We start from the raw sequence: 23,400 nt of genomic DNA, 5'->3' as shown, positions 1-23,400 counted from the left end.
GCAGCACAAGCAGATGCCTGCCCCAGAACCAACTCTTTAAGAACCTCTGGCGAAAACATAGCTAATGGTCCCTTATATCACAAGTCAACCAGCGCCTCCTTTGCTCCGCCGCAAGATTTTCAACCAGCCTCAAGGTTCTGCATCTATATAGTAAAGAACTAATTAAAACGCATCATCGTTTTTATCTATCATATCATCTTTATTATCGATTTGAACAATAAGCTTTAACCCGGCAATTTTGGGCCATGATTTATTTTACTAAACCCAAAATGCTTAGAAAACCCTTACTCTTATTAACCTTCCTGGCTGGTAGCCAGCTGGTTTTTGCGCAGAAACCCCTTACTACCAATACCGGCGCTCCGGTGGGGAACAACCAGAACTCCAGAACGGCTGGTGAGAATGGTCCGGTGCTGCTGGACGATGTGCATCTGATTGAGAAACTGGCCTCTTTTGACCGCGAGCGGATTCCCGAGCGCGTAGTACATGCCCGCGGGGCCGGTGCCTTCGGGGAGTTTGAGAACTACGCCGATAACTCTGCCTTCACCAAAGCTTCTCTGTTCAACACGCCGGGCAAAAAGACACCGGTATTTGTGCGCTTCTCTACCGTGGTGCACGAAGCCGGTTCTCCGGAAACTCTGCGTGACCCACGGGGTTTTGCCGTTAAGTTCTATACAGACCAAGGCAACTATGACCTGGTGGGCAACAACCTGCCGGTGTTCTTCATTAGAGACGCCATCAAGTTCCCAGACATGGTGCACTCGTTCAAGCCGTCGCCAATCTACAACCGCCAGGACAACCACCGCGTGTTCGACTTCCTGTCTAACCAGCCCGAAAGCACCAACATGCTCACTTACCTGTACCAGGATTTGGGTATTCCGGCCAACTTCCGGCAGATGGATGGTTTTGGGGTACACGCCTTCAAATGGGTGAACGCCAAAGGCGAAGTGACCTATGTGAAATACAAGTGGACCTCGCAGCAAGGCGTAAAAACCCTGACTTCGGCGCAAGCCGCCCAGGTGCAAGCCACAAACCACAGCCACGCCACCCAAGACCTGTACGCTGAGATCAACAAAGGCAATTTCCCCGCCTGGGAGCTGTCGGTGCAGATGATCAAGCCCGAGGACCTGGACAAGTTTGACTTCAACCCGCTGGACCCTACCAAGATCTGGCCAGAGAACATCGCGCCGAGCAAAAAGATTGGCAAGATGACCCTGAACAAAGTACCAGACAACTTCTTTGAGTCGGTGGAACAGGCTGCGTTTGCGCCCGGCACCCTGGTACCCGGCATTGAACCGTCAGAAGACCGTCTGTTGCAGGGCCGCGTGTTCTCGTATTTTGACACGCAGCGCTACCGTTTGGGCGGCAACTTCCAGCGTATTCCGGTGAACGCCCCTAAAGTAGAAGTGAACAGCTACAACCAGAACGGCGTGTTGAGCAACCGCACCACGGCATCAGACGTGAACTACCAGCCCAGCACGGCGCACCCGTCTTTCACAGATAATGCCCAGTTCCACTACTCTACCCAGAAGATAAACGCCGAGACCATGCAGCGCGCCATCAGCAAGCAGAACAACTTCCAGCAAGCCGGTGACCTGTACCGTTCCCTGTCTAAAACCGAGAAAGAGCACCTCATCAGCAACTTGGCCGGCGACATGAGCCAGATCAGAAGCAAAGAAGTGCTGAACAAAATGGTGAGCTATTTTTACCAAGCCGATGCCGATTATGGCACGCGCCTCATCAAGGCCTTGAAACTGGACAAAACCCAGGTACAGGCGCTTACTTCCAAATAATCTACTTTACCATACAGAACAAGCCGGGTGGTTTCTGCCCGGCCTGTTCCACGCTTTTCACCTAAGATGCAACACACGTGAACACACTGCAGGCCCTTTCCCTTTCGCACCAGACGGCTGCTGTCCAGTACAGAGAGGCGCTCCAGTTTACTGACGCAGAAGCGGCTGCCTTTCTGCAAAGCCTACAGGAAAAAGCGTTGGTGGCGGGAGCTGTCCTGGTGACTACCTGCAACCGCACCGAGGTTTATTTTGAGGCAGAAGGCCCCTCTACCGCGCAGGTGTTGGAGGAACTGTTGGCGTTCAAAAAGATTGGCAACTCAGAGGTTTATCTACCCCTGTTCCAGCACTTCACTCAAAGCCAGGAGACGTTCCGGTACCTGCTGGAAGTGGGCATAGGTTTGCGCTCGCAGGTACTAGGCGACCGCCAGATTATTGGCCAGCTCAAAGAAAGCTACGGGCGAGCCAATGAACTGAAGGCCACCAGCCCCTTGCTGCACCATGCTTTCCAGTCGCTGTTCAAAACGCACAAACGCGTGCACAATGAAACGTCTTTCAGAGCGGGCGCTTCCTCGGTGGGCTACGCGGCCCTGGAACGGGTCACCGATTTCTTCCCGCGCCAGAGCCTTGCCCAGAAGAACCTGCTTATCATAGGCTCCGGCCAGTTGGGCACCGATGTAGCCAAGTATGCCGCCTCCTTCGGGTTTACCCACATCACGCTTACCAACCGCAGCCAAGAGAAAGCCGAGGCTCTGGCCGCCACCGTCAATGGTCAGGTGCTGCCCTTTGAGTCATTGGAAACGGAGTTGGCCCGGTTTGAGGTGATGATCTCCTGCGTGAGCGGCGGTCAGGTGATTTCCCTGCCTACGCTGCAAAACCTTCCGCAGAAAAAACGCGTGCTGCTGGATTTGGCCGTACCGCTCAGCATTCCCGCCGAAGCGGAACTGGTACCCGGCATCTCCCTGGTGAACATGGACGACATCACCCGCCGAACCCAGGCCGTGCAGAAACTGCGTGAAATCTCCATTGCCGATGTGCAGCGGATCATAGAAGAAGAGGCGCAGGAATTTGAAGCCTGGCTGCAGGATATACCCGTGGCCCATACCCTGCAGGAGCTGAAACGCCTGTTGGCCCACGTGGTGGAAACCGAAGTGCAGCACCGAATCAACAGCTCAGGCGACAAAACTCCTTCCCCTGCGCTGGCGAGCACCACCTTGAACCAGTTGCTCCGCAGACCTGCCGGTATCCTGAAGAGCACCCAAGGCTCTGACAGAAAATTGCTGCTGGAATCATTGCAAACCTTGTTTCAACTTGCTTAAAGCGCAGTTCATCTTTAACTCAACAGAAGGCGGTTTGCCCAAGCCTCCATCTTCGCCACTTGATTTCTGTTTTTAACCTATTTTTAGAAAAACACCGTGAAAACGCTCATTTTAAAACTTTGCTTCTTCTTATTACCCGCGGCCGTCTTCGCCCAGAACACAGATTTGATCTCTGCCGCCAGAACCGGCGACGTAGCAGCTATTCAGCAACTGCTCCAGAACAAAGCCGATGTGAACGCCACCGATCCCAAAGGCTTTACTCCTTTGATTATTGCCGTCTATAATGGCCATGCCGAGGCCGCCGCTGCGCTGCTTAAAGCCGGGGCCAACGTCAACCACCAGGATCTGACCGGCAATACCGCTTTAATGGGAGCCGCTTTCAAAGGCGAACTGGCTATTGCCCAACTCTTGCTGGAGCACAAAGCCAACCTGAACCTGCAGAACGGCAACGGCGGCACCGCCCTCATGTTTGCGTCCATGTTCGGGCGCAATGAGCTGGTCAAGCTGTTCCTGCAAAAAGGCGCCGATGCTTCCCTCAAAGACCAGCGGGGCCTGACCGCCCTGGCCTTAGCTGAGCAACAAGGCAACGTAGAAGCGGCCGCTTTGCTGAAGAGATAAGCTTAGACCACTTAATAAAGCTTCAACAGAATGCCGCGGCTTATGCCCGGCATTTGTTGTTCATCTGTCATCAGAGGAAGTGATTTTCCGTTTTTGGCCTGTTTTTTCAGAATCAGGCCAAAACTGGAACAAATTGGCGGGAATGGAGTAATTTTACCCGGTGCCGCCCCAGTGTCACCTGTCTTTCACAACCTGTACCAAAACTGAGTAGCCCATGAACTACTTCCACTTCTATGACCTGCCGGAAAGCTTTCTGCCCGACGAGAAAGCCATCCAAACCAAATACTACGCCCTGAGCCGCGAATATCATCCCGACTTCTACACGCTGGAACCGCAGGAAAAGCAGCAGGAGATTCTGGAGAAGTCCACGCTCAACACCAACGCCTACCGCACGCTCTCCAATTTTGACCGCCGCATGCAGTACATTCTGGAGCAGCACGGCCTGCTGGAGGAAGGCGGCCAGAACGACCTGCCGCAGGATTTCCTGATGGAGGTAATGGAGCTGAACGAGCAGTTGATGGAGCTGGAGATGGACTATGACTCCATGACCTACAAAGTGGTGCGGGACCAAACCGAGCAGATAGAAGGCGAGCTGAAGGCTGAAATCTGGCCGGTGCTGGAATCTTACTCAACATTATCTCCTGAGGCACAGGCAGAAGCATTGAAGCAGGTAAAAAATTACTACCTAAAACAGCGCTACCTCTTGCGTATAAAGGAATCATTGAATAAGTTTGCATCCTCTTCTGACGAATAAAGCGTTTAGCGCCTCATTTTTCAGAATCTACCGAAAAGTAGCATTTGCCCAGGTGGCGGAATCGGTAGACGCGTTGGTCTCAAACACCAATATCTTCACGGATGTGCCGGTTCGACTCCGGCCCTGGGTACTCAGAAGCCTTGTAAACGAAAGTTTGCAAGGCTTTTTTGTTTTCAGATGATTTGATTGTAGCGTCGTTACCCTGTAACGACGTGGTTCTACACAGCAGTAACTGGATCTGCTTCATTGAACCGTACCATACATTTTTGCCCCTTTTTTGCTTTGGATATGGGCCTATTTTTGGATAACCGATTTTGTTGCATGGAGACACGTGGTTACAGGGTAACGACGCTACATTGCAGTTTCTATTCGGTATTAGGTTTATAGAACCGGTCTTCCTGCCATTTAGAAGGGTTATTCAAAATATAATTTTCAATGAGAAGTAGCTCTCGTTGATTTCTAATGATGCGGTCATGAAAACGAGGCTGCCACCCGAACGGCTCGGTACTCACACTCCTGATCATTTTAGTGCAGATGGATTTGTAAAAGCCTATAACATGGGAGATAGAACCTGCTTTAGGTGCTAAGTTGGCCATAAACTCGTTTTTACCGGTAATGCCATTATACGGCAAGGCCTTATTGTCCTCTAAGGTGGAACCATCACGTAGAATTCCCTCTAGTCCCACTATTCCATGCACATGGTTTGGCATCACTACAAAATCACCCAGAAATAGATGAGGCATATGCTTTGGCAGATCAAGCCAATAATCATGGGCAATCTGTCCCTCATCTGACAAAACCATTTCCCCGTTTACTACTTCGCCAAAATATGGATAACGGTCTTGCGTGCAAATCGTGATGAAATATAGTCCTTCCAACCGATAGTCATAGCCCTTTAAACGGCGGGCGCTTTTGCTGAACATATCAAATTTGGCCATAAAAGGATAAACGAAAAGGGCAACCAACCGTTTTCAGCCGCCTTTTCTAAAAGGGGCTCAAAAACAAAAATGTAGCGTCGTTACCCTGTAACGACGTGGTTCTACGCAGCGCTGACTGTTATATTTCATTAACCATTCTTTGAGATTGAAAACGTATTTTTTCCCATGATAAAGCAATGTTCAAAAAGAGATGGGTTTGTTTCATGGAACCACGTCGTTACAGGGTAACGACGCTACATTTATGGGAAGGGCACTTGTAGAATTATTATCCATATAGAATATTGCCGTATAAAGCAATAAACCATACACCCCTCCCATGAAAGAGAACGGCTTGCAAAGATACCTGAGCGCTCAGGAAAGAGACTACGAGGTGGCGCTGGCTGAGATCAGGAAAGGACGGAAACAAAGCCACTGGATGTGGTATATTTTTCCGCAGATACAGGGGTTGGGCTTTAGCGAGATGTCCAGATTCTACGCCATCAAAGACCTACCCGAAGCCGAGACATTTTTGCAGCACCCGGTTTTAGGCAGTCGGCTAGTGCAGATTTGCGAGGCCCTTCTGAAACTGGAAAGCAAAGACGCCCACCGCATCTTCGGGAGCCCTGATGACCTGAAACTCAAATCGTCCATGACGTTGTTCGCCTCTTTACCAGCTGCAAACCCTGTTTTCAGTGAAGTGTTGGAGAAATTTTTTAACGGAGGGAAAGACGAGAAAACGGTCCAAATTCTTCGCGCACAAGCTTAAGCCAAGAGATTCACTTCAACTAATTCTTAGGATAAAACTTTAGTAAGACCAATGTGGATTATCATTGCCCTTGCTGCGTGTTTTCACCAGCAAGCGGAAATTAGGTTACGTCTGGATGGTTGACCCTTAGGAACACCAACAATGGCGGCTGGCTTATCAATGATGCTGCTTTACTAAACAGGTGCAATGTTTCCTATCTCCGCCTGAAAGAATCTTGTGCGAATACCAGGAAAGCAATATCTGGCCTTCTTTGCTTTTCGCTACTATGATCAAACATGGCAAAAGTAATGGTATATTTAAATCCGCTTACTTAGGACGCACGTAATGGGCCTATCAATCTTTCATAAAGATGACTTCTTCACCTCTGCTACATTATCATTGAGGTTCCAATCAATCAGCAGGTGATTAGGGTCAATGCCCACCTGCGCGGGTTTCCTTGGTACCGTGACCGTTATGGTCTGCTTTTTAGAACGGATGAGGTGCTTCTGTAGGTAAAGCGGTTTGCCCAACTCCTCTCCTGCTTTGGCGGGTCCAAAAATTCCTATTTCTACCCAATCCTTTACAGGAAGTGCCTTCTCCAACCCTTTCTCATTTACTAACGTCTTATTCGCTTGCACGTTGATTGTCACTTCCCAAGCACCTTCTTTCGTCTGTTTCACAGTAGCCTGGTTCGCCTTAAGGTCCCAGAAGGTGTTGGCTTTGAAGAGGTCGTGGAGCAGGTACTGGAGCGAATCTGGGGTGGCCGCTTCCAATTCCTGGTAAAGGTCAAGGGAAGTGGCGAACGGAACTTTGCCTGGCGGGTGCTTTTGGAGCAAGCTTCGGAGCGCGCCGTTTACCCGGTCTTTGCCGATGTACTGGCTCAGCGCATACAGCGCCATAGGACCTTTGCGGTAATTTTGGTACCAATTATCAGCCTGCAGCAAAGGTAAGGCTGCTTTCGTTTTGGGATTTTCGTACTCCTCCGTCAAAAAGCTTATCAGCTTCTTCTGGTGCGCAGGCCCGTATTTTTCCTCCAGCATACCCATGGCAGAGTACCAGGCAAGGCTTTCGGTAATCAGGCCCGCGCCTTCCACATACGCTTGCTTCAGCTGGTTCCCCCACCACTGGTGCGCAACCTCGTGCGCCACAACGGCCGTCACCAAATCAAAGCCCCGCTCATCCGCTTCCGGGTTCATCAGGAAAAAGCCTTCCTCCGCCGTGATGTTGATGGGCGCGGCGTGGTTCCCGAAGCCGTACCCAGCATGCGCCACAAACCGGAGCTGGCGGTGCGGGTAAGGGCCGAATTCCTTCGTATAATAGTCCAGCGAAGCAATTGCGCTCTTTACCATTCGTGCCGGGTTCTCGGTACGCCCCGGCGGGTAGAAAATCTGGATGGAGGCCTCCTGCCCCTTACCAGTTAATGGGCTTTGCCATTTCCCTTCCTGCATTGCGTAGATAGCCGAGAAAAAGGCGTATTCATTCCGGATGGGTGACTCTGTGGCGTAATGGAAGTAGCGGCGGCCGCCTTTGGTCCAGGTCCGGCGCAACGTGCCCGGCGCCACCACCTGTTGGTTGGCCTCGGTACCCACAATGGCTTCAAAGCTGATTTGCTCTGGAAACGGAGCGTACCGACGGGCAGTCACATCGTAGAGCGAGGCAGTGGCGGGCCGGGGTGCCAGGCCATTAGCTTTTCGGGCGGCAGCCTCATCTAATTCGCGGTACGGTTGATAGCCTATGACGGGGAGCCACTCCAGATTCCGGAAATAAATTTGGTTCTCTGTTACCTCCGCATCGGCTCCGCTATTAGTGAAGCCCTGCACTTTATAGTTTACCTGAAAACGGAGGTGCAGCGAATCCCCGGGGGGCAGAGGCTTAGCCAGGGCGTACATACGGAAACCAGGCTTCTCATCCAGGAGCACTTGCCTGGCCGGCCTGTCAAAGTGAAGCACATTTGTTTCAACGCCCGCCCCCGGTGCCAGATGCACTGAGTCAATGGGCACCTGGCTCTTATTCACCAGCAGGTAAGTGCCTGTAATTTCCACCTTCCGCCGGGAAGGATACATTTCTACCTGCAAGTTTACACCGGTCAGCAAAGGCTGGGGCACGTTCTGGAACTGTTTATAGCGTAACTCATAAGCTGCCCGTTGCGCTGCTAAGCTGGAAGAGTTGACGTAGTCATGCCGCATGTTGGTGTTATAGAAGATATAGCCTCCCAACAGGAGAATGCCACCCACCGCTACAGCCGTCGTCACCGCCGTTGACCGGGTAAAGCGATGGCGAGCCAACTGAAGTCGCGCTTTCAGACTCTGTTCCCGGCTCCGGACCCAAAGCAGCCTTGCCACCACCGCCAGCAGCAGCGCCCACGCCAACCAATAAGCTTTAAACCACAGCCACGGCGCCACAGAATTGGCAAAGCCACCCATGGTAGTGTTGGTCCACTTCGGGCTTTCCCCGAAAATTAGGAGCTTGTGCTCCAGACCTAAGTTAGAGGCAAACATGAGGCAGCCGAAAATAAGCAGCATCACTAAATGCCCCAGGTACTTTTGATTCACCACCACGTGCACCACCAGCGCCAGCAGGGCAAAGAGCAGACATTCTACCAACTGAAACCCGAAAAGCACTTTCAGGTATAGACCTACCTCTACCTCGGCTCCGCCTATGCCAGTTTGGGCCAGAATTCCGGAAAACAGCAGGAAAACGAGGCAGACCACCAGCAGGAGACCCACCGCTAAATACTTGCTCAGGAAAAGCACCCATTCGGGCACCGGGGCCGCGTTAGAAAGCTGGTGGAGGCCGCTTTCCCGTTCGCGCCAGACCAGCTCCCCGGCGTAGAAAATAACGAGCAGGAAAATCACCATCCAGAACTTTCCGGGCCCGGTGAAAGGGGCAGCCAGAATGGTTAGCACCTGGTCAGTTCTGGGCAGCATAGGAACGCCCTTGTTCTTTAGATTTCCGGGCATCGCCAGACCTATCACCAAGGCAATAAAGCCCAACAGCAGCAGCCCCGATTTGCCTTTTGCCAGGGCCCAGAAGGAGTTAAGCGTGATAAGCTTTAACTGATGCAGGTGGGTTTTAAAACCGAAGTTCCCCCGACCCTTCGGCAACGATTCGGCTTTTTGCCAGGTTAACCACGACAACGCAGCTTCTGTGGTAGTGGGCTGGAAGGCCTTCTTCCGTTTCTGACCTGTTTCTGGTAAAATGAACTGAAAACGGAAATAGGTAAGCGCGAGCATGCCCATCGCCAGGCCCAACCAAAGGATACGATTTGCCAAAAATGCCCCCTCCAGTTTCAGAAGTCGCGTATTCATTTCCAGGGGGCTCCATTCAAGGCTTAAATGGCTTAGCACCGGCGTAAAACCCATGGGGTCAACAAGTGTCCCCCAATCTACTGGGCCTTTTATCACGCCCAATCCCTGCCCCACCCCGTAGGCTGCCACAAAAAGAAGAACGCCACCCAGGTAGCTGGCCATGGCTTTTCGGGTAAGTGCCGCCAGTGAGAACTGGATTGCCGTGGCAATAAAAGCGTTGGGCAATACCAGAAAGAAATAGGAACTGAGGTAGGCCGATAGCCGGAACGGACCCAAAATTTCTGGCTCTATCCCCGTGCAATAAATGGTCAGGAAGATACTAGCCGGAATAGCCAGCAGCACGAGTACGTTGAGCAGAAGGGCTGCCAGGAAACGCCCACCCAGGTAGTCTCTTTTGCTGGCGGGCGAGGTGTACGTGAGGGAGAACATGCGCGTCTGCACATCCCTGGCCGCCGCATCGCCCGCTACCGCCCCGCTCATCAACAGCCAGAAAACGCAGCATAACACGGTAACGGCCGCAATAACAATGGGCGCATTGAGCAAGACATACCCTTCCCGCGCATCAGAAGCGTAATTGGCCGTAAGAAACAGGTACGCCAGCACGAACACGACCGCACAGTACCCCCAGGTAGAAACCTGCCTTAGTTGGTACGTAAACTCCAGGTGAAAAATCTTCCGAAACTTCATGGCTGTACCACCTCCACTTCTTTCAGCGTTGCGTGTTGCCCAAACACGCCAGTCATGGCGCTGAAGTACACATCTTCCAGGTCTGGGGATACGGGTTCAAAACCGCTGCCGGGCTCCACTTGGCTATACACATGCACCTGGGTGCGCCCACCCAGGGACTTGGCAGAAATAACCTGGTGCTCCTGCGTTACAGCAGATAGCTTGTTTTTCACAATCAACGAGCGCCATATCTTCCCTCTCAGAGAAGTCACCGCCTCCTGCGTCTGCGCCTCCAGCAGAATTCTGCCTTTGTTGATGATGGCCAGGTTGGTGCAGAGTTCAGACACATCTTCCACGATGTGGGTGGAGAGAATCACCACACTGTTTTCGCCCAACTCACTCAGAAGGTTCAAAAACCGGATGCGCTCGGCAGGGTCCAGTCCGGCCGTGGGTTCGTCCACAATCAGGAGCCTGGGGTTGCCCAGCAGCGCCACTGCCACCCCGAAACGCTGCCGCATGCCGCCCGAGTAGCCGCCCAGTTTCTGTTTGCGCTTGTCCCAGAGGTTGGTTTGTTTCAGCAGGCCCTCTGTCACTTCTCTGCGGGAGGCCCGGCTGGTAAAGCCTTTCAGCACGGCAAAGTAATTCAGCAATTCCTCGGCGGTGGCTTTGGGATATACCCCGAAATCCTGCGGCAGATAACCGAGGCTCTGGCGCACTTCCTCCTTCTGGTTCACCACATCCAGTTCTCCTAAAAATATCTGCCCCTGGTCGGGCTCCTGCAGCGTAACCAGGGTGCGCATAAGTGTTGATTTCCCCGCCCCGTTGGGCCCCAGCAAACCGTACATGCCGGGCGGAATAGTCAGAGAAATGTTCGTCAATGCCTGAACGCCGTTGGCATAGGTTTTAGAGACGTTCCTTATCAGCAGGCTCTCGGTGTGGTTTTCCATATTTTTCATGCTTGGGCAGTTGAATTTCACCAATGGTTGATTTTCTTCTAGCTTTCTGTTTTTGGCCTGTTTTCTCAAAACAGCCCTAAAACAGACGTATCGTTGTCATTAGAAGTCGGCTTCGATAAATCTACCTTCTGTGTCATCCTGGAAGGATCTTGGTTGCGGACGGTAGTATCTTATTTTGAAAGCTATCCTAGTTCGCCCACAAGATCCTTTCAGGATGACAAAAGGTGAGGTGTACTATGTATTACCTTCCATTTTATTGGGGGAAGAGATGGAATGAGAATCCTTTCCCGCTCCTTTCTTGGGTAAAAGAACCGTCTTCCTAACAGAGCACAAAAACTGATATGCAGCAACTAGAAAACAATCGACGAAGGGCGTCTTTTCCTCTGTGAGAGCACTGGCAGGTTGGGGGTAGCTTTTAGTAGATTGAGAAAAGGAACTGGTCGAGTAGAAGTGCAGGGGCTGCGGGGAAAAGGTATCTTTGTTTTATGCAGAGAGTCAAAAAAATCTTCCGGCTGGTTCACCTCTTCGTCTGGCTTCTTTTCACCTTTTTGGTGGGCCTGCAATTGTACGCTGATGGGCTTTCTTACTGGCTTCCCTTAACTACAGGGTTTATTCTGACGGCTTTGTTTGTTTTTTACAGCCACTTCCATCTCCTGACCAAATACTTAGGTAAGAAAAAGAGAAGGGAATATTTTCTAAAGCTGGCAGGTATTGTATTGACCAGTCCTTTACCTTTCGTAATTCTACATCCTAAAAATTCTGGCACATGGGATTTTTTCCTTGGATACTACCCCATAGTTGTCATTACGATAGTACCCATTTTTCTCTTTCTCAGCTGGCTGGCCCGGGTTACCGAGACGCTGGTGCTGAATACCATCAGAAAAGAGCAGCTGGAGAAACAGGCGGCAGAGACAGAATTGCACTACCTGAAATCGCAGATAAACCCCCACTTTCTGTTCAACACCCTCAACAACATCCATACGCTGGTTTACAAGCAAGCCCCCACTGCCCCCGAAGCCGTTTTGCGTCTTGCCTCCCTGATGCGCTACATGATTTATGAGTCCAACGCGATCACAGTGCCGCTACCTAGGGAGATAAACTACCTGCAGGATTATATAGGCTTGCAGCAGCTCCGGTACAAAAACTCAGCAGTGGTGGACCTGACCATACACGGCGTGCCGGAAACCTGTGAGATTGCCCCCCTGCTGTTCATTCACCTCCTGGAAAACGCATACAAACACAGCCCCGCGCGGCTGGAACCCGGGGCTATAAAGGTGAGAATGGAAATAAAAGCCAATACGCTTACCTTTCAGATTCAGAACCCAATAGGGAGTAACCAGAAAAAGATGGAAGTGGAGGAACCCGGTGGTATAGGATTGGCCAATGTCCAGAAGAGGCTGCAAATACAATACCCAGGGCAGCACCGCCTGGAAATTGTCAACTCTGGTGAAACTTTTACGGTCAGTTTAGAAATTAACGGTACCCACACGCATGTCCATGAAAGTGAAACTCAGCTGCTACATCATTGATGACGAGCCCTTGGCCCAAGAGATTCTGGAAGAGTACGTAGCCAAAGTACCTTTCCTGGAGCTGAAGGGCTCCTTTATGAGTCCTATGGAGGCGGCGGAAAACCTGAAAAGGGACAAACCTGACCTGCTTTTCCTGGACATCAACATGCCGGACCTGGACGGCCTCAGCTTCATTCCCTTGCTGAACCCCAAACCCATGATTATCCTGACTACGGCTTACGACCAGTATGCACTTAAAGCCTTTGAATTGGAGGTGAAAGACTACCTGGTGAAGCCTTTCTCCTTTGAGCGCTTCTACAAAGGGGTGCTACGGCTGTACCAGGAGCATAGCGCCAGCCAGGTACCTGCTAAAAAAGAAGCAGCAGCTGAGCCTAAAAACGACCCCGAGTACCTTTTCCTGAAGGTGGGCCACCGCATTCAGAAAGTCGCCACAAAGGACATCCTTTTCATTGAAGGTATGAAAGACTACCTTCGGGTGCATACCGCCCAGGAGAAGATCATGACCCTCACCAGCTTCGCCAAACTGGAGGAGTTGCTGCCCCCTCAGAATTTCGCCCGCGTGCACCGGTCTTTTATGGTAGCCATTGACAAGATTGACCACATTGAGAAAAACAGAATAACCATTAGAGATCAGATGATTCCCATCAGTGATACGTATGCTGAGGCTTTTTACAAAATTCTGAAGGGATTTCAATAGATATAAATCCCATTTTGGAAATTAACATTTAGTTACCTGTTCAATTCTAGGGCGCGTTGACAAATAGTGAAATATTTTTCTCAGACGCGGCGGTGGACGCGCTGGGCAACCCGCTGCGGATCGTACTCACGGCGGGGCAGCGAGGCGACGCCACCCAGGCGCAGGGGCTGGTGGATGGCAACCGGCCCGGGGCCGTGCTCGCAGACCGCGGCTACGACTCGGACACCTTCCTGGGCTATGTGCGGGAATTGGGCGCAGAGGCCGTGGTCCCCTCCAAAAGAAACCGCCTGCAGCAGCGCGAAATCGACGAAAACCTGTACAGGGACCGAAACAAGGTGGAGTGCTTCTTCAACAAACTCAAGGCATACAGGCGCGTGGCTACCCGCTATGAAAAAACCGCCGACTGCTTCGCCGCTTTCATCTACCTGGCATCAGCCATGATCCTGCTCCATTAATTGTCAACGTGCCCTAAGATAATTAAACTTTGCCGTGAGCGGCATTGGTCTTTAGGTCAAGAGATTGGTTTGGTCTCTTATAATGATACTGCCGTCAAAGAGGTTCTCGAGAATGGAATCATAGTGATCAGTACAGATTTTGCGAAGATTGGAGAAGAGGCGGCCAAAGCTATTTTGGAAAAAAGTACAGCCCATACACGCATACCAGCCAAAATAATTTTAAAGGATTCTCCTTGATCAACTCTTAATTACAAATAGTTCTGCAGGAGTGGCTTTAAAAATCAAAGTGGAATCATAGGCTTGATAAGCTACCAATATTGATTGATAAAACCTTATTCCTGATATTTAATCTTATAATTAATTCTACTCTCTATTCAAGCTATTAAATCTAGCAGCAGTAACATTTAATGGACTTTGAATAGTAAAAGAACTATTGAAAGGAAGATTCCCAAACTGGTTCTAAGGTATTTAAGTGCTTTGCCTAAATGAGCTTCAACCGTTTTCTCAGATATGAGCAGCGCTTCAGCCACTTGTTTTTGAGAATATCCAAGCTCCCTACTTAACCGATAGACCATCTGGCATTTTTCAGGCAAGCCAGCTACTAACTTCTGAAGCCGGGCTTGCAATTCTTCAAATTCCAGCCACTCCTGGGTAGAATTATCTTCTATACTTAAAGAAATTGATGTAAGATGGGAATATTGGCGCTCCTGCTTTCTTTTAGCTAAAACCTTTATTACTTGATACTTGGCAGACACAGCAAGATAGCTATTCACAGAAGATGTTATAATAAGATCTTCCCGTCTCTTCCAAAGTGTCACAAAAATATCCTGCACCACCCCTTCTGCCTCCTCCATGTCATGGAGCTTGTTCACAGCTAGTAATAATAATTTTTGCCAGTACCGGTTATATAACTCGGCAAAAGCCCCCTCATGTTGCGTTTTCAATAACTCAACCAATTCTTCATCTGTGAGTAGGCTGTAGTTTGTTATCTCCATCACTGGTAATCCTAAGATCTACTAGTAGGGGAATAGCAGATCAAACTTAAATTAGATTAATTGAAATCTTCATTTTTCATTTTTAAATTAATAATTATTTAACTAAAACACAACATATATTTTTTAACCAGTATCAAACTAAGCCAATACTAGCTTTCCTGTTTTTTAAAGATTGGTCTTTCGCCCATCATTATTTTTGTAAAAATGAAGCCTCAAAGCACAAAAAGGATTAGAAACACCTATAAAATAATTTCAGAACCTCATAAATATCTTTTTTTTGATCCTCAGCTTTTTTCCAGCCTAAGCGCAAATATTTAATTCAGGCTGAAAGAGACTCAGAGCTTGTTTAAACTTCTGTTTTGCAGGAATAACGGGAGTGAATGGTTCTGGCGCAGTAGCTTTTATGGGCTGAGCAGCGCAATGGTGGGGAGATAGGATAAGTCCTGGGTCTTTTATTGCCTGTTATGCAGTGCCTGCTCTCACCTCTTTCAGTTTAAATTGTCTATATACCTACTTTCAGTCATTTTCAACTAGAACATATGTTTATCTTCTGGCTTGAAGTCACCTTATAAATACCTATGTTTTGCTTTCAGTATTTTACATGACAAACAAAGTCTTCTGTTTTTGGCCTGTTTCCATAAAAACAGGCCAAAAACAGAAAAAGTAAACTTATTTTGAACCATTTATGAGACAGCTTCTTCTCACTGTTAACAAACAGAAAACAACTAGTTTAGCGCATATATTTCTGAACTGTCATAAATTGCATTGAAGAAGAGCTTATAGGTGCCCCGAGGCTGCCCTCTGAACTGGGGAGGGAAAGCAAACAAGACTATTTTGCCTTGCCCTCTTTTTACTTGTACTACGGCAGCTTGACCGGTTATTTTCTCCTCTCCTAAAGCCCACCCGCTCATTAACAGGTCTTTGTTGGCATAGCTAGCAACCACTTCAACCTCCAGTTTTACCTTTTCCCGCATATCTCCTTTCCCCAGGGGAGCTGTTTGACTTTTATCCAATGTATAAGCCCGGCTTTTATTAAAAGAAACTGCCGCAGTTTGTGGCATGCCGTAAGTTAGAGCAGACTTCTTATCAATATTAATTTTTAAAAGGGATCCAGGAATGTAGAAGTCTTTGGAAGGGACTTTGTCTACAATGTTCTTAAGCGGTAACTCAAATTGTTCAACGGCAAAGTCACTGGCTGCGTCAAATGTGATAAGGCTTCCACCTTGCTCAACATAGTTTTTAAGGGCCGTGACACCTGCCTTACCCATACCGCCTACATATTCTTGAGGCATATCGCCTGCTTTATACCCATTTAAGATAGCGGCCTTCTCCTGGTCTGGAATAATAATAGTCTGGTACAACTTTAGATCCTTCTGAACCAGGTCTTTGTCATGAAGGGTATCAACGTCAAAAGCATATTGCTCCAGCAGCCATCGTGTCCACCCTTCATCCATACTGGCCCTCCAGGATTTATAGATACCCACGCGCCCGGGCTTCAGCTGTTTAAGAGGAATCATGGGAGAAGCCTGCAGCCCAGTGAATTGAAGCCCTAATTCCCGCGCCAGGGACAAAACTTTGGATCTAACTCCAGAGGTATTCTCTATGAGATAGGTACCTGCCCCAAATCTCTGTTTTCCACTTGTAAAACTTTCTTTTGCTATACCTACAGTTGCACCAGACTTCAATAAAATATTTATTGCTTTTACAGCAGCGTTTTCATTGGGGGAAAGGGCAAACCCAAACGAAGCTTTCCCAAGTACCTGGCCAGGAGTCACGGCGGCCCTGCCTTTGATTTCTTCTGTAACAGCAGAGAAAGAACTTGGAATTTTATCCACCTTTACCCCCATTTGCAGGGGCAGAGTCCAGCCTGCTATATCATATGGCGCATCTGGCGGGCCACCCGGGTACTGTCTCAAATCAGGGTAAACCTGTCTTTCCAGTAAGTCTACCACGTAAGGCCTGAATGCCTGCGCGCAGTAAACAATGAAAGATCCTGCGGTGTACTTGATTCCATTAGCAGTGAAGTCTTTGGAGGCTTTCTGCACCTCAACTCCCCCCATGCGAAGAATATTCACCAAGTTGACAGCCTCTCCCTTGTCCCATTGCTCCGCCGGAATTATATATGCAAAGCCCCCTTCTTTCCCTTGGACCGCATCTTTCCCCATTTGGTAAATGTTAAAGAGATACTGCTCTTTGCGAGTGGCTGCCAGATCTAACACTGCCATGGTACTTACTAACATATAATCTACCGCATCTCTAAAATGAGACTCCCCTCCTTCCCAGGGGTCAGCGTAGAAAATACTGGTTCCATCTGTAGGAACACCTCTGATGGTTTTAGGTTTAGATTCCTTTTTATAAGTCTGGGGAGTGGGTGAAGGTTGTGCCGTTTCAGTAAGAATTCCTATCTGATTGTGAAAGTAGGGGACTGTGCGCATACCACCGTTCCACCACATGTCAAAGCTTACCTGAGAGATAACACCTGGCATTTTATTCATGGCAAAACGGTTCGCCATGGCTACTCCTACCTGGTTTACTCCCGTAGTAACACCCGGGTGAATGTTAGGATTGACCGGATTGGCAAAAGGCGGAATAAAAATCCTAGTCCAGGCCGGGGCAGTTTGATGATGATTGTAAACGATCTGCGGAAACCATTGCTCATATAATTGTTTAGACACCGCCTGCGTTTCCGGCATATTGTTCATGAACCAATCCCGATTATTGTCATGCCCCACATAAGGGTGGTACAACCACGGCGGATTGGTAGTTTCATGGGGAGTTCCCAACATAGATCTATACCAACTGGTCACTATGTCCAGCCCGTCTGGGTTCATATTGGGCATAACCAGCGTCACCACATTTTCCCTAATCTTTTGCATTTCGAGAGTTTCCTCAGTCACCATGCGGTAAGCTAGTTCAGGAATCATTTGGGCACAGGCTTTCTCAGAAGCATGCAACCCGGCGTCTACCCAAACTATGGCTTTGCCAATGCCCGCCAGTTGTCTGGCAGTTGCTTCCTCAATTTTTGCCTTGGATAATTGTTCACTAATTGAGCGCCATTGCTCCAACTGTTGTAGATTTTTTTCAGAGGAAATGAACATCAGCATTAAAGGCCTTCCCTGTACAGATCTGCCAATTTCTACCATCTTTACCCGGTCACTGGCGTTGTCTAAGCGGCTGTAAAAGTCTAATGTCTGAGCATAATCTGCCAGTTTGTAATCGGCCCCTGGCTCAAAACCAAACACATCTACGGGTTTAGGAATTTGAGCTACAGCCCTTAGTTGCCAAAGCAGCAGACAGCAGCAAATAAATCCTGTGAGGAAGGTAGGACGAATAAAGTTTTTCATATTCTGCATTGCATCACTAATAAAGGATAATCTAGATAAATAATTTGCTTAGGCTTTGCGTTGGCAAACCAAACTTTGAAAGCTTAACATGGCCAAGAATTTACCGGTATATCTTCTGTACAAAATTTTACCACCACAAAAACGCTTTCATTTTAATTGGCAAAGGGCAAGCCCTTTGCCAATTAAAAATGGTATGTAAAGAAGATTTCTCCAATGTGCATCGCTTGCCTCTGTTTATGCTGAAATGCGATTGTGACAAATTTCTTTACCTCAACAGCATCATTCTTTTTTGCTGGGTGAAACTGCCAGAAATAGGAGCCCTTTCAATTAAACGTAGACTTTAGGGTTTCAAAATTTATCTTTTCACCAGAAGGGAAAGCTCTCCTTGATGTTGGTTCCCAATACAGTAGGCTGCCCAAGGGCATTGGGTTCATTTATCTAAAGCTTCTGTTTTGAGCCTGTTTTTTAAAAAGTAGCTCCAAAACACAAAAAGCGTAAAAGTCGCTGGCTAACGTAAGTACTATTGCTCTACAACTCAATAGAGCACATCTGGTTCATAACTAAATTGACCTCTAAAGGCATGATCAATACTGTTAGCTGCCTCACCCTTTTCTTCTAAAATGACAATGACCAAACGGAATGTACAGAAAAGCCTCCCCTCTGTTTTTGGCCTGTTTTTCTAAAAACAGGCCAAAAACAGAATTCAGCTATTTCTAGATGCCTTCATTAGATATACCTCAAACTGCAAATTCAAATTAATAGCCTAAGGCAGTATCATCACCACGAGGGTCTGCCCCTCCCTCCCATGTACCATTGGGCAGCCGAAGAATTCCCTCTACCCTTCCGTAATTCGCCCTTGTTTCTAACGTATGTCCCATTTTTTTCAATACTTCCCTCACTTCGGGGGTAAACGCATTGGCTTCCGGCGACACTTTATCCGGTAACCACTGGTGGTGAAATCTTGGTGCACTTACCGCCTGCTGCATGGTCATGGAATGGTCAATGACATTAAGTATGGTTTGAAAAACGGAGGTAATGATAGTTGACCCTCCTGGTGTTCCCACTACCATGAAGAGTTTACCGTCTTTCTCAATAATGGTAGGAGTCATGGAACTAAGCATTCTCTTCCCTGGGGCTATGGCATTGGCTTCACCACCTACCAAACCATAACGATTAGGCTCCCCCGGTTTTGAGCTAAAGTCATCCATTTCATTATTCAGCAGAAACCCTGCCCCCTCTACTACTACTTTTGAACCGTAGGGTCCATTTAATGTGGTAGTGACAGATGCCGCATTTCCCCATTGGTCCACTATGGAGTAATGGGTAGTTTGATCACTCTCCATGGCTAAAAGTTTTCCGGCACTTAACTCGTCAGAAGGGGTGGCTTTGTCCATGGACATTGATGCCATTCTGGAACGCAGATATACCGGGTTTAACAAATCAGCCACTGGTACTTTGAAGAAGTCAGGGTCACCAAGATACGCGGCTCTATCTGCATATACCCGCCGTTCTGCTTCTACCATCACATGTATGGTTTTAGGTTGCTGCCAGCCCCAAGTTTTTACATCATAAGGTTCTACCATGTTCAATAACTGGAGCAGGGCAATGCCCCCGCTGGAAGGCGGAGCCATGGAAATAACCTTATAACCTTTATACATTCCGGATACCGGGATACGCCAGACAGATTTGTAATTCTTTAAATCCTGGTGCGTAATGATTCCGCCGCCACGTTTCATTTCTTTGATAATCAAATCGGCTGTCTCTCCCTCATAAAAGCCAGCTCTTCCCTTATCCCTAATGCGTTCTAAAGTTCGGGCCAGGTCTGTCAACGGCAATACATCACCAGCCTTCCAAGGGGATTCTCTCACCAGATGGGTAGTAAACTTATTTGCCAGTAAAAATCCCTTCTGGCTTGCATTAAGAGCCTTTGCTTCTTTTTCAGTAAGCACAACCCCTTTAGCGGCCAAATCAATTGCCGGCTGAATGAGATCGACAAAAGGCAGTTTGCCTAGCCTTTTATGCACCTCAATCATGCCGTCTACCGCCCCCGGCACACCCACTGCCAAATGGCCTAAAGTGCTGGCTCCGGGAATAATTTTACCCTGGGGATCTAAATACATGTCTGCTGAGGCGGCTCCAGGGGCTTTCTCTCGGTAATCCAGAGCCCCTGTTTCCCCGTTGTTTTTCCTATAGACGAAAAACCCTCCACCGCCAATGTTACCAGCTACTGGATACGCCACCGCCAGGGCAAACTCTGTGGCCACAGCCGCGTCATAGGCGTTGCCTCCTTTTTGCAGAATGGCCAAGCCTATCTTAGACGCTTCTGGGTGTGCACTAACTACCATGCCTTTCGCACCAATAGCCCCTCTGTTTAATTGCATAGAGGTTTTGGCTTTGTCTGAGAAGGTACAGCCTACTTGCTGCCATAAAAGCAGCACAAGAACCCAAATGATATTTTTTTGATTATTCATGCCTTAAAACAAGCTACTTTTAGAGTATTAAATTTATCTGCCTGGTCAAAAGAAATAGATTAAAAGAAAGGATTAAACTTGGTTGCCTCACCCTGTTGAGAGTTTTCAGCTTCCGGCCTTTCTCAACCTCTTCAGGTAACAAGGCCTGTATTTGTGTTTTTGAGCTACTTTTTGAAAAACAGCCCAGAAACAGCCCCTATCCCAAGATACCAACGGACGCTGGCCCCGAAAATGAAAAGGAAACACTTACTAAGACTTTGCTATTTTGCCAAATCCATGGCGTAGTGCAGCTTCATGTATTCCAGAATTGCCCTCGCGATTTTTCCACCTGAAGATTGCCGTAGGGTGGCTGTGTTTCTAACATTTGGCCCCGGGGTCTCTAACTGGATGGCCGAGACAGGCCCTCCCAACTTTGAGGAGCCGTAGGCAGAAGTACAATATCCGCCATTGAAATATGGATCACTATTGGGGCTACGGTCTCCCGCTCTATTGCTGGGAATGGCTCTCAAACCTCTGTTTTGGAGCAAAGCTCCAAAACTGTTGTCACCATTAATTAACTGAGAGAAAGAATAAGCTGATTCTTTTGAGATGGAAAAGATGCTAGACTTATTTGCCAGTTGATTAATCTGAGTGTCTGTACTGTTTAACTCAGCAGACGTTAACAGGTATCCTACTTCTATTCTTGCAATATCATGCCCGTGCCCATGCATATCTAAATACAAGCCCTTTCCCACATGTTTAGTGACAAGGGTACGAGCCATGATGATAAAGTTATGGTAATCATTCCAGGCAGTCTTTGCGTCTTCATGCGTTAGATAGGCCTCAGCCAGAGATCTGTTAGGGTCTAATTTTTTACGGCTCAGTTCATTTATAACCACATGAGGTCGTAAGCCCGTTAATGCTTTAATAGAATCAGCCATTCTTAAAGTAAGATCAGTAGCATAGATATCTCTGACCACTACGCCGTCTTGTCTGTCTGGAATATTGGCAGGCGCAACAGTACCATCATGAGGAGAGGAAAGAATGATAGGGCAGTTTAAATCCCCAACATAAATTTTAGTATAGTTCTTATACCCAGATAAGACAGCTCCGGGTTTATAATCAGCCTCAGCATACCCGCTGTCAGAATCAGTCTTGGTGACATCATCTGCTTCTTTCTTACAGGAAAAGCAACAGGAGATACTTATCCCCAAAACCACAAACAAGCAATTAAATCTTTTCATTCTCATCTTAGATCATGCATGTAAAGATTAAAACATGCCTCTCAGAGTTCAACAATTTGCCCTGAGAGGCATGTTTAGATTAAGGGTTCTGGATCAAGTTAGGGTTCACATTCATTTCTTCTCTTGGGAAACGGAACTGCCATCTGATATCACCTGCCGGCACGGGAGTAGTAACACCTGTAGTAGCTAAAGCGGAAGTTGCCCCGGTACCGCTTCTGTTGAGTTCACTGTTGGTTCGTTTCAAGTCTGTAAACCTAAAGCCCTCCCCCCATAATTCTACGCGCCGCTGTATCATGATTTCTTCAATAAGATCAGCTCCTGTTTTGGTTGATTTTACATAAGACGGATTGCGGTTGACAGCTAAAGGAAATAGAGCAGTCTGTGCTTCTTCACTTCTTCCGGCACGGGCATGCGCTTCTGCCTCAATTAAATACATCTCTGCGGCGCGCATAAAGGGAATATCCCCAGATGCCACCGCTGGATTAGCTGTCACAAACTTCTTATGCATATAGGCCCTTCTTACCGCTGATACATCTGTCTGTCCAGTGGCAGCATTAATAACCCCCGGAAAATTCACAGCATCAGCTGCAGTACCATTCCACCAGAGCTTTTTACGCACATCTGTAGAAGCCAAAGCATTATACAACTTCGTATTGATTTTTTTAGGATTAGGCCTAGTATGAGAAGAACTTACGTTAGATGACATGTACACAAACCAGCCACCATACGTAGGGACTTGGGTATCTAATTGCCGTGCCCCCCACATCCATTCTCCCTGTACCACCCCACTGCCCATGTTGTTAAACCCACTCAGGTATTCAGCATTTGTCATTAATGTATAGCCTTCACGGGCTTCAGCGGCATACTTAGCGGCATTGTCCCAATCCTGCATAGTCAATGCCACACGGGCCTTAATCCCTTTCACAGATTTCAAATGCAGGTGTGTTTTATTGGAAGGTTCATTTGTGCTGACTAATAAGGAAAGCGCCTGGTCAAGATCAGTATTCACTTGCGCATAAACCTCTTCTACCGTAGCTCTGGCCTGGGGCTCAACTGAGTTCTGTGTCATAATAGGTACCCCAAGCTGAGCATTGGGGGTATTGGTCTTATCATACCTAATACCATACAATTGCACCACATTAAAATGAGCCCAGGCTCTGAGCGCAAGCGCCTCTCCCTTAATGGCATTTTTATCTTTGATATCACCAGGAACCTCGTCAATGTTATTGATAATTAAGTTCGTGTTGGCAATGATTCTGTAATAGAAGCGGTAGGCCCATTCATTTACAACCCCAGTCTCACTCCTGTGGTCTGTCCACCTGTGCGCGTTTCGGAAATAGGTGGTGCCAGAGGCAGAATGCACAATGTCTTCCCCCATAAAATCAATGTAGATCATCATAGAAGTGTAGCCATCTCTTGTTTGGCTACCGTCTTGCTGCTTGTAAAGGGCAGAATAAATCCCATTTAAAGCTACCCGTGCATTTTTGGTAGATTCAAAAGCGGTTGATTCAGCGGCCTTATCAGTTGGGAATGTATCTAGGAAATCATCACTGCAGGACGTAAGCATAACTGCAAATGCCAACAGAAGGTAAAATCTATATTTTAAATTTTTCATG

At 48.2% G+C, this 23,400-nt stretch carries 16 protein-coding genes and 1 tRNA gene; 9 read left to right on the top strand and 8 right to left on the bottom strand.

The window, feature by feature from the left end; genetic code table 11:
* Nucleotides 1–269 precede the first annotated feature (269 nt).
* The 5 genes from FHS90_RS04675 (at nucleotide 270) to FHS90_RS04655 (ending at nucleotide 4,608) form a co-directional block, all read left to right on the top strand.
* On the top strand, nucleotides 270–1,790 hold the full coding sequence (locus tag FHS90_RS04675; RefSeq protein WP_182512099.1) for a catalase: 1,521 nt from the start codon (nucleotides 270–272) through the stop codon (nucleotides 1,788–1,790).
* A gap of 77 nt (nucleotides 1,791–1,867) precedes the next feature.
* Nucleotides 1,868–3,106: a glutamyl-tRNA reductase gene (hemA, locus tag FHS90_RS04670; protein ID WP_182512097.1), complete on the top strand. Its 1,239-nt coding sequence runs from the start codon at nucleotides 1,868–1,870 to the stop codon at nucleotides 3,104–3,106.
* 96 nt (nucleotides 3,107–3,202) lie between these two features.
* Nucleotides 3,203–3,724 carry an ankyrin repeat domain-containing protein gene (locus FHS90_RS04665; RefSeq protein WP_241499033.1) on the top strand — a complete coding sequence of 174 codons (522 nt, stop codon included), beginning with the start codon at nucleotides 3,203–3,205 and terminating at the stop codon, nucleotides 3,722–3,724.
* A 214-nt stretch (nucleotides 3,725–3,938) separates the two neighbouring features.
* Nucleotides 3,939–4,478: an iron-sulfur cluster co-chaperone HscB C-terminal domain-containing protein gene (locus tag FHS90_RS04660; protein ID WP_066836054.1), complete on the top strand. Its 540-nt coding sequence runs from the start codon at nucleotides 3,939–3,941 to the stop codon at nucleotides 4,476–4,478.
* A 46-nt stretch (nucleotides 4,479–4,524) separates the two neighbouring features.
* Nucleotides 4,525–4,608: transfer RNA gene (locus FHS90_RS04655), tRNA-Leu, on the top strand.
* A gap of 235 nt (nucleotides 4,609–4,843) precedes the next feature.
* Here FHS90_RS04655 and FHS90_RS04650 read toward each other — a convergent pair.
* Nucleotides 4,844–5,416 carry a transposase gene (locus tag FHS90_RS04650; RefSeq protein WP_182512095.1) on the bottom strand — a complete coding sequence of 191 codons (573 nt, stop codon included), beginning with the start codon at nucleotides 5,414–5,416 and terminating at the stop codon, nucleotides 4,844–4,846.
* Nucleotides 5,417–5,732: 316 nt separating this feature from the next.
* Here FHS90_RS04650 and FHS90_RS04645 point away from each other — a divergent pair, with 316 nt between their 5' ends.
* Nucleotides 5,733–6,161, top strand: a complete 429-nt coding sequence (locus FHS90_RS04645; RefSeq protein WP_066836051.1) for a DUF1810 domain-containing protein — start codon at nucleotides 5,733–5,735, stop codon at nucleotides 6,159–6,161.
* 341 nt (nucleotides 6,162–6,502) lie between these two features.
* On the opposite strand, the gene FHS90_RS04640 is transcribed toward FHS90_RS04645, so the two are convergent.
* A complete protein-coding gene (locus FHS90_RS04640) occupies nucleotides 6,503–10,135 on the bottom strand; it encodes an ABC transporter permease/M1 family aminopeptidase (RefSeq protein ID WP_182512093.1) in 3,633 nt (1,210 codons plus the stop codon).
* On the bottom strand, nucleotides 10,132–11,061 hold the full coding sequence (locus FHS90_RS04635; RefSeq protein WP_182512091.1) for an ABC transporter ATP-binding protein: 930 nt from the start codon (nucleotides 11,059–11,061) through the stop codon (nucleotides 10,132–10,134). Before FHS90_RS04635 ends, FHS90_RS04640 begins: the two co-directional genes overlap by 4 nt.
* Nucleotides 11,062–11,933: 872 nt before the next feature.
* Between FHS90_RS04635 and FHS90_RS22365 the strand changes: the two genes are divergently transcribed.
* Genes FHS90_RS22365 through FHS90_RS04620 form a run of 3 tightly spaced genes read left to right on the top strand, consistent with a single transcriptional unit; the run spans nucleotide 11,934 to nucleotide 13,751 of the window.
* The gene (locus FHS90_RS22365; RefSeq protein ID WP_343049583.1) at nucleotides 11,934–12,599 is read left to right on the top strand and encodes a sensor histidine kinase; all 666 of its coding nucleotides are present in this window, start codon (nucleotides 11,934–11,936) and stop codon (nucleotides 12,597–12,599) included.
* Nucleotides 12,568–13,296: a LytR/AlgR family response regulator transcription factor gene (locus FHS90_RS04625; RefSeq protein WP_182512087.1), complete on the top strand. Its 729-nt coding sequence runs from the start codon at nucleotides 12,568–12,570 to the stop codon at nucleotides 13,294–13,296. Before FHS90_RS22365 ends, FHS90_RS04625 begins: the two co-directional genes overlap by 32 nt.
* Before the next feature lie 56 nt (nucleotides 13,297–13,352).
* Nucleotides 13,353–13,751 carry an IS5 family transposase gene (locus tag FHS90_RS04620; RefSeq protein WP_182512085.1) on the top strand — a complete coding sequence of 133 codons (399 nt, stop codon included), beginning with the start codon at nucleotides 13,353–13,355 and terminating at the stop codon, nucleotides 13,749–13,751.
* A gap of 404 nt (nucleotides 13,752–14,155) precedes the next feature.
* On the opposite strand, the gene FHS90_RS04615 is transcribed toward FHS90_RS04620, so the two are convergent.
* From FHS90_RS04615 to FHS90_RS04595, 5 genes are all read right to left on the bottom strand, one after another.
* Nucleotides 14,156–14,746 carry an RNA polymerase sigma-70 factor gene (locus FHS90_RS04615; protein WP_246386691.1) on the bottom strand — a complete coding sequence of 197 codons (591 nt, stop codon included), beginning with the start codon at nucleotides 14,744–14,746 and terminating at the stop codon, nucleotides 14,156–14,158.
* A 725-nt stretch (nucleotides 14,747–15,471) separates the two neighbouring features.
* Entirely contained in the window at nucleotides 15,472–18,090 is a 2,619-nt protein-coding gene (locus tag FHS90_RS04610; protein WP_182512083.1) for a M14 family metallopeptidase, read from the bottom strand.
* Nucleotides 18,091–18,845: 755 nt separating this feature from the next.
* Nucleotides 18,846–20,561 (bottom strand): gamma-glutamyltransferase, encoded by a 1,716-nt coding sequence (gene ggt, locus FHS90_RS04605; RefSeq protein WP_377047798.1) that lies wholly within the window; start codon nucleotides 20,559–20,561, stop codon nucleotides 18,846–18,848.
* Between the two features lie 260 nt (nucleotides 20,562–20,821).
* Complete coding sequence (locus FHS90_RS04600) at nucleotides 20,822–21,784, bottom strand: hypothetical protein (protein WP_182512081.1); 963 nt, start codon at nucleotides 21,782–21,784, stop codon at nucleotides 20,822–20,824.
* Between the two features lie 79 nt (nucleotides 21,785–21,863).
* A complete protein-coding gene (locus tag FHS90_RS04595) occupies nucleotides 21,864–23,399 on the bottom strand; it encodes a RagB/SusD family nutrient uptake outer membrane protein (protein WP_066836037.1) in 1,536 nt (511 codons plus the stop codon).
* Nucleotide 23,400 lies beyond the last annotated feature (1 nt).

The sequence above is a fragment of the Rufibacter ruber genome (assembly GCF_014138425.1).
GTDB lineage: Bacteria > Bacteroidota > Bacteroidia > Cytophagales > Hymenobacteraceae > Nibribacter > Nibribacter ruber_C.
Note: the sequence above shows the minus strand (reverse complement) of the source record. Positions and strands in the feature narration are given on the sequence as shown.

Bases quoted from the DNA above. Each gene is read 5' to 3' on its own strand.
- FHS90_RS04600 (WP_182512081.1), bottom strand. From the start codon at position 21,784: ATGAAAAGATTTAATTGCTTGTTTGTGGTTTTGGGGATAAGTATCTCC.
- FHS90_RS04615 (WP_246386691.1), bottom strand. From the start codon at position 14,746: ATGGAGATAACAAACTACAGCCTACTCACAGATGAAGAATTGGTTGAG.
- FHS90_RS04660 (WP_066836054.1), top strand. From the start codon at position 3,939: ATGAACTACTTCCACTTCTATGACCTGCCGGAAAGCTTTCTGCCCGAC.
- FHS90_RS04645 (WP_066836051.1), top strand. From the start codon at position 5,733: ATGAAAGAGAACGGCTTGCAAAGATACCTGAGCGCTCAGGAAAGAGAC.
- ggt (WP_377047798.1), bottom strand. From the start codon at position 20,561: ATGAATAATCAAAAAAATATCATTTGGGTTCTTGTGCTGCTTTTATGG.
- FHS90_RS04610 (WP_182512083.1), bottom strand. From the start codon at position 18,090: ATGAAAAACTTTATTCGTCCTACCTTCCTCACAGGATTTATTTGCTGC.
- FHS90_RS04640 (WP_182512093.1), bottom strand. From the start codon at position 10,135: ATGAAGTTTCGGAAGATTTTTCACCTGGAGTTTACGTACCAACTAAGG.
- FHS90_RS04675 (WP_182512099.1), top strand. From the start codon at position 270: ATGCTTAGAAAACCCTTACTCTTATTAACCTTCCTGGCTGGTAGCCAG.
- FHS90_RS04635 (WP_182512091.1), bottom strand. From the start codon at position 11,061: ATGGAAAACCACACCGAGAGCCTGCTGATAAGGAACGTCTCTAAAACC.
- FHS90_RS04650 (WP_182512095.1), bottom strand. From the start codon at position 5,416: ATGGCCAAATTTGATATGTTCAGCAAAAGCGCCCGCCGTTTAAAGGGC.
- FHS90_RS04595 (WP_066836037.1), bottom strand. From the start codon at position 23,399: ATGAAAAATTTAAAATATAGATTTTACCTTCTGTTGGCATTTGCAGTT.
- FHS90_RS04625 (WP_182512087.1), top strand. From the start codon at position 12,568: ATGAAAGTGAAACTCAGCTGCTACATCATTGATGACGAGCCCTTGGCC.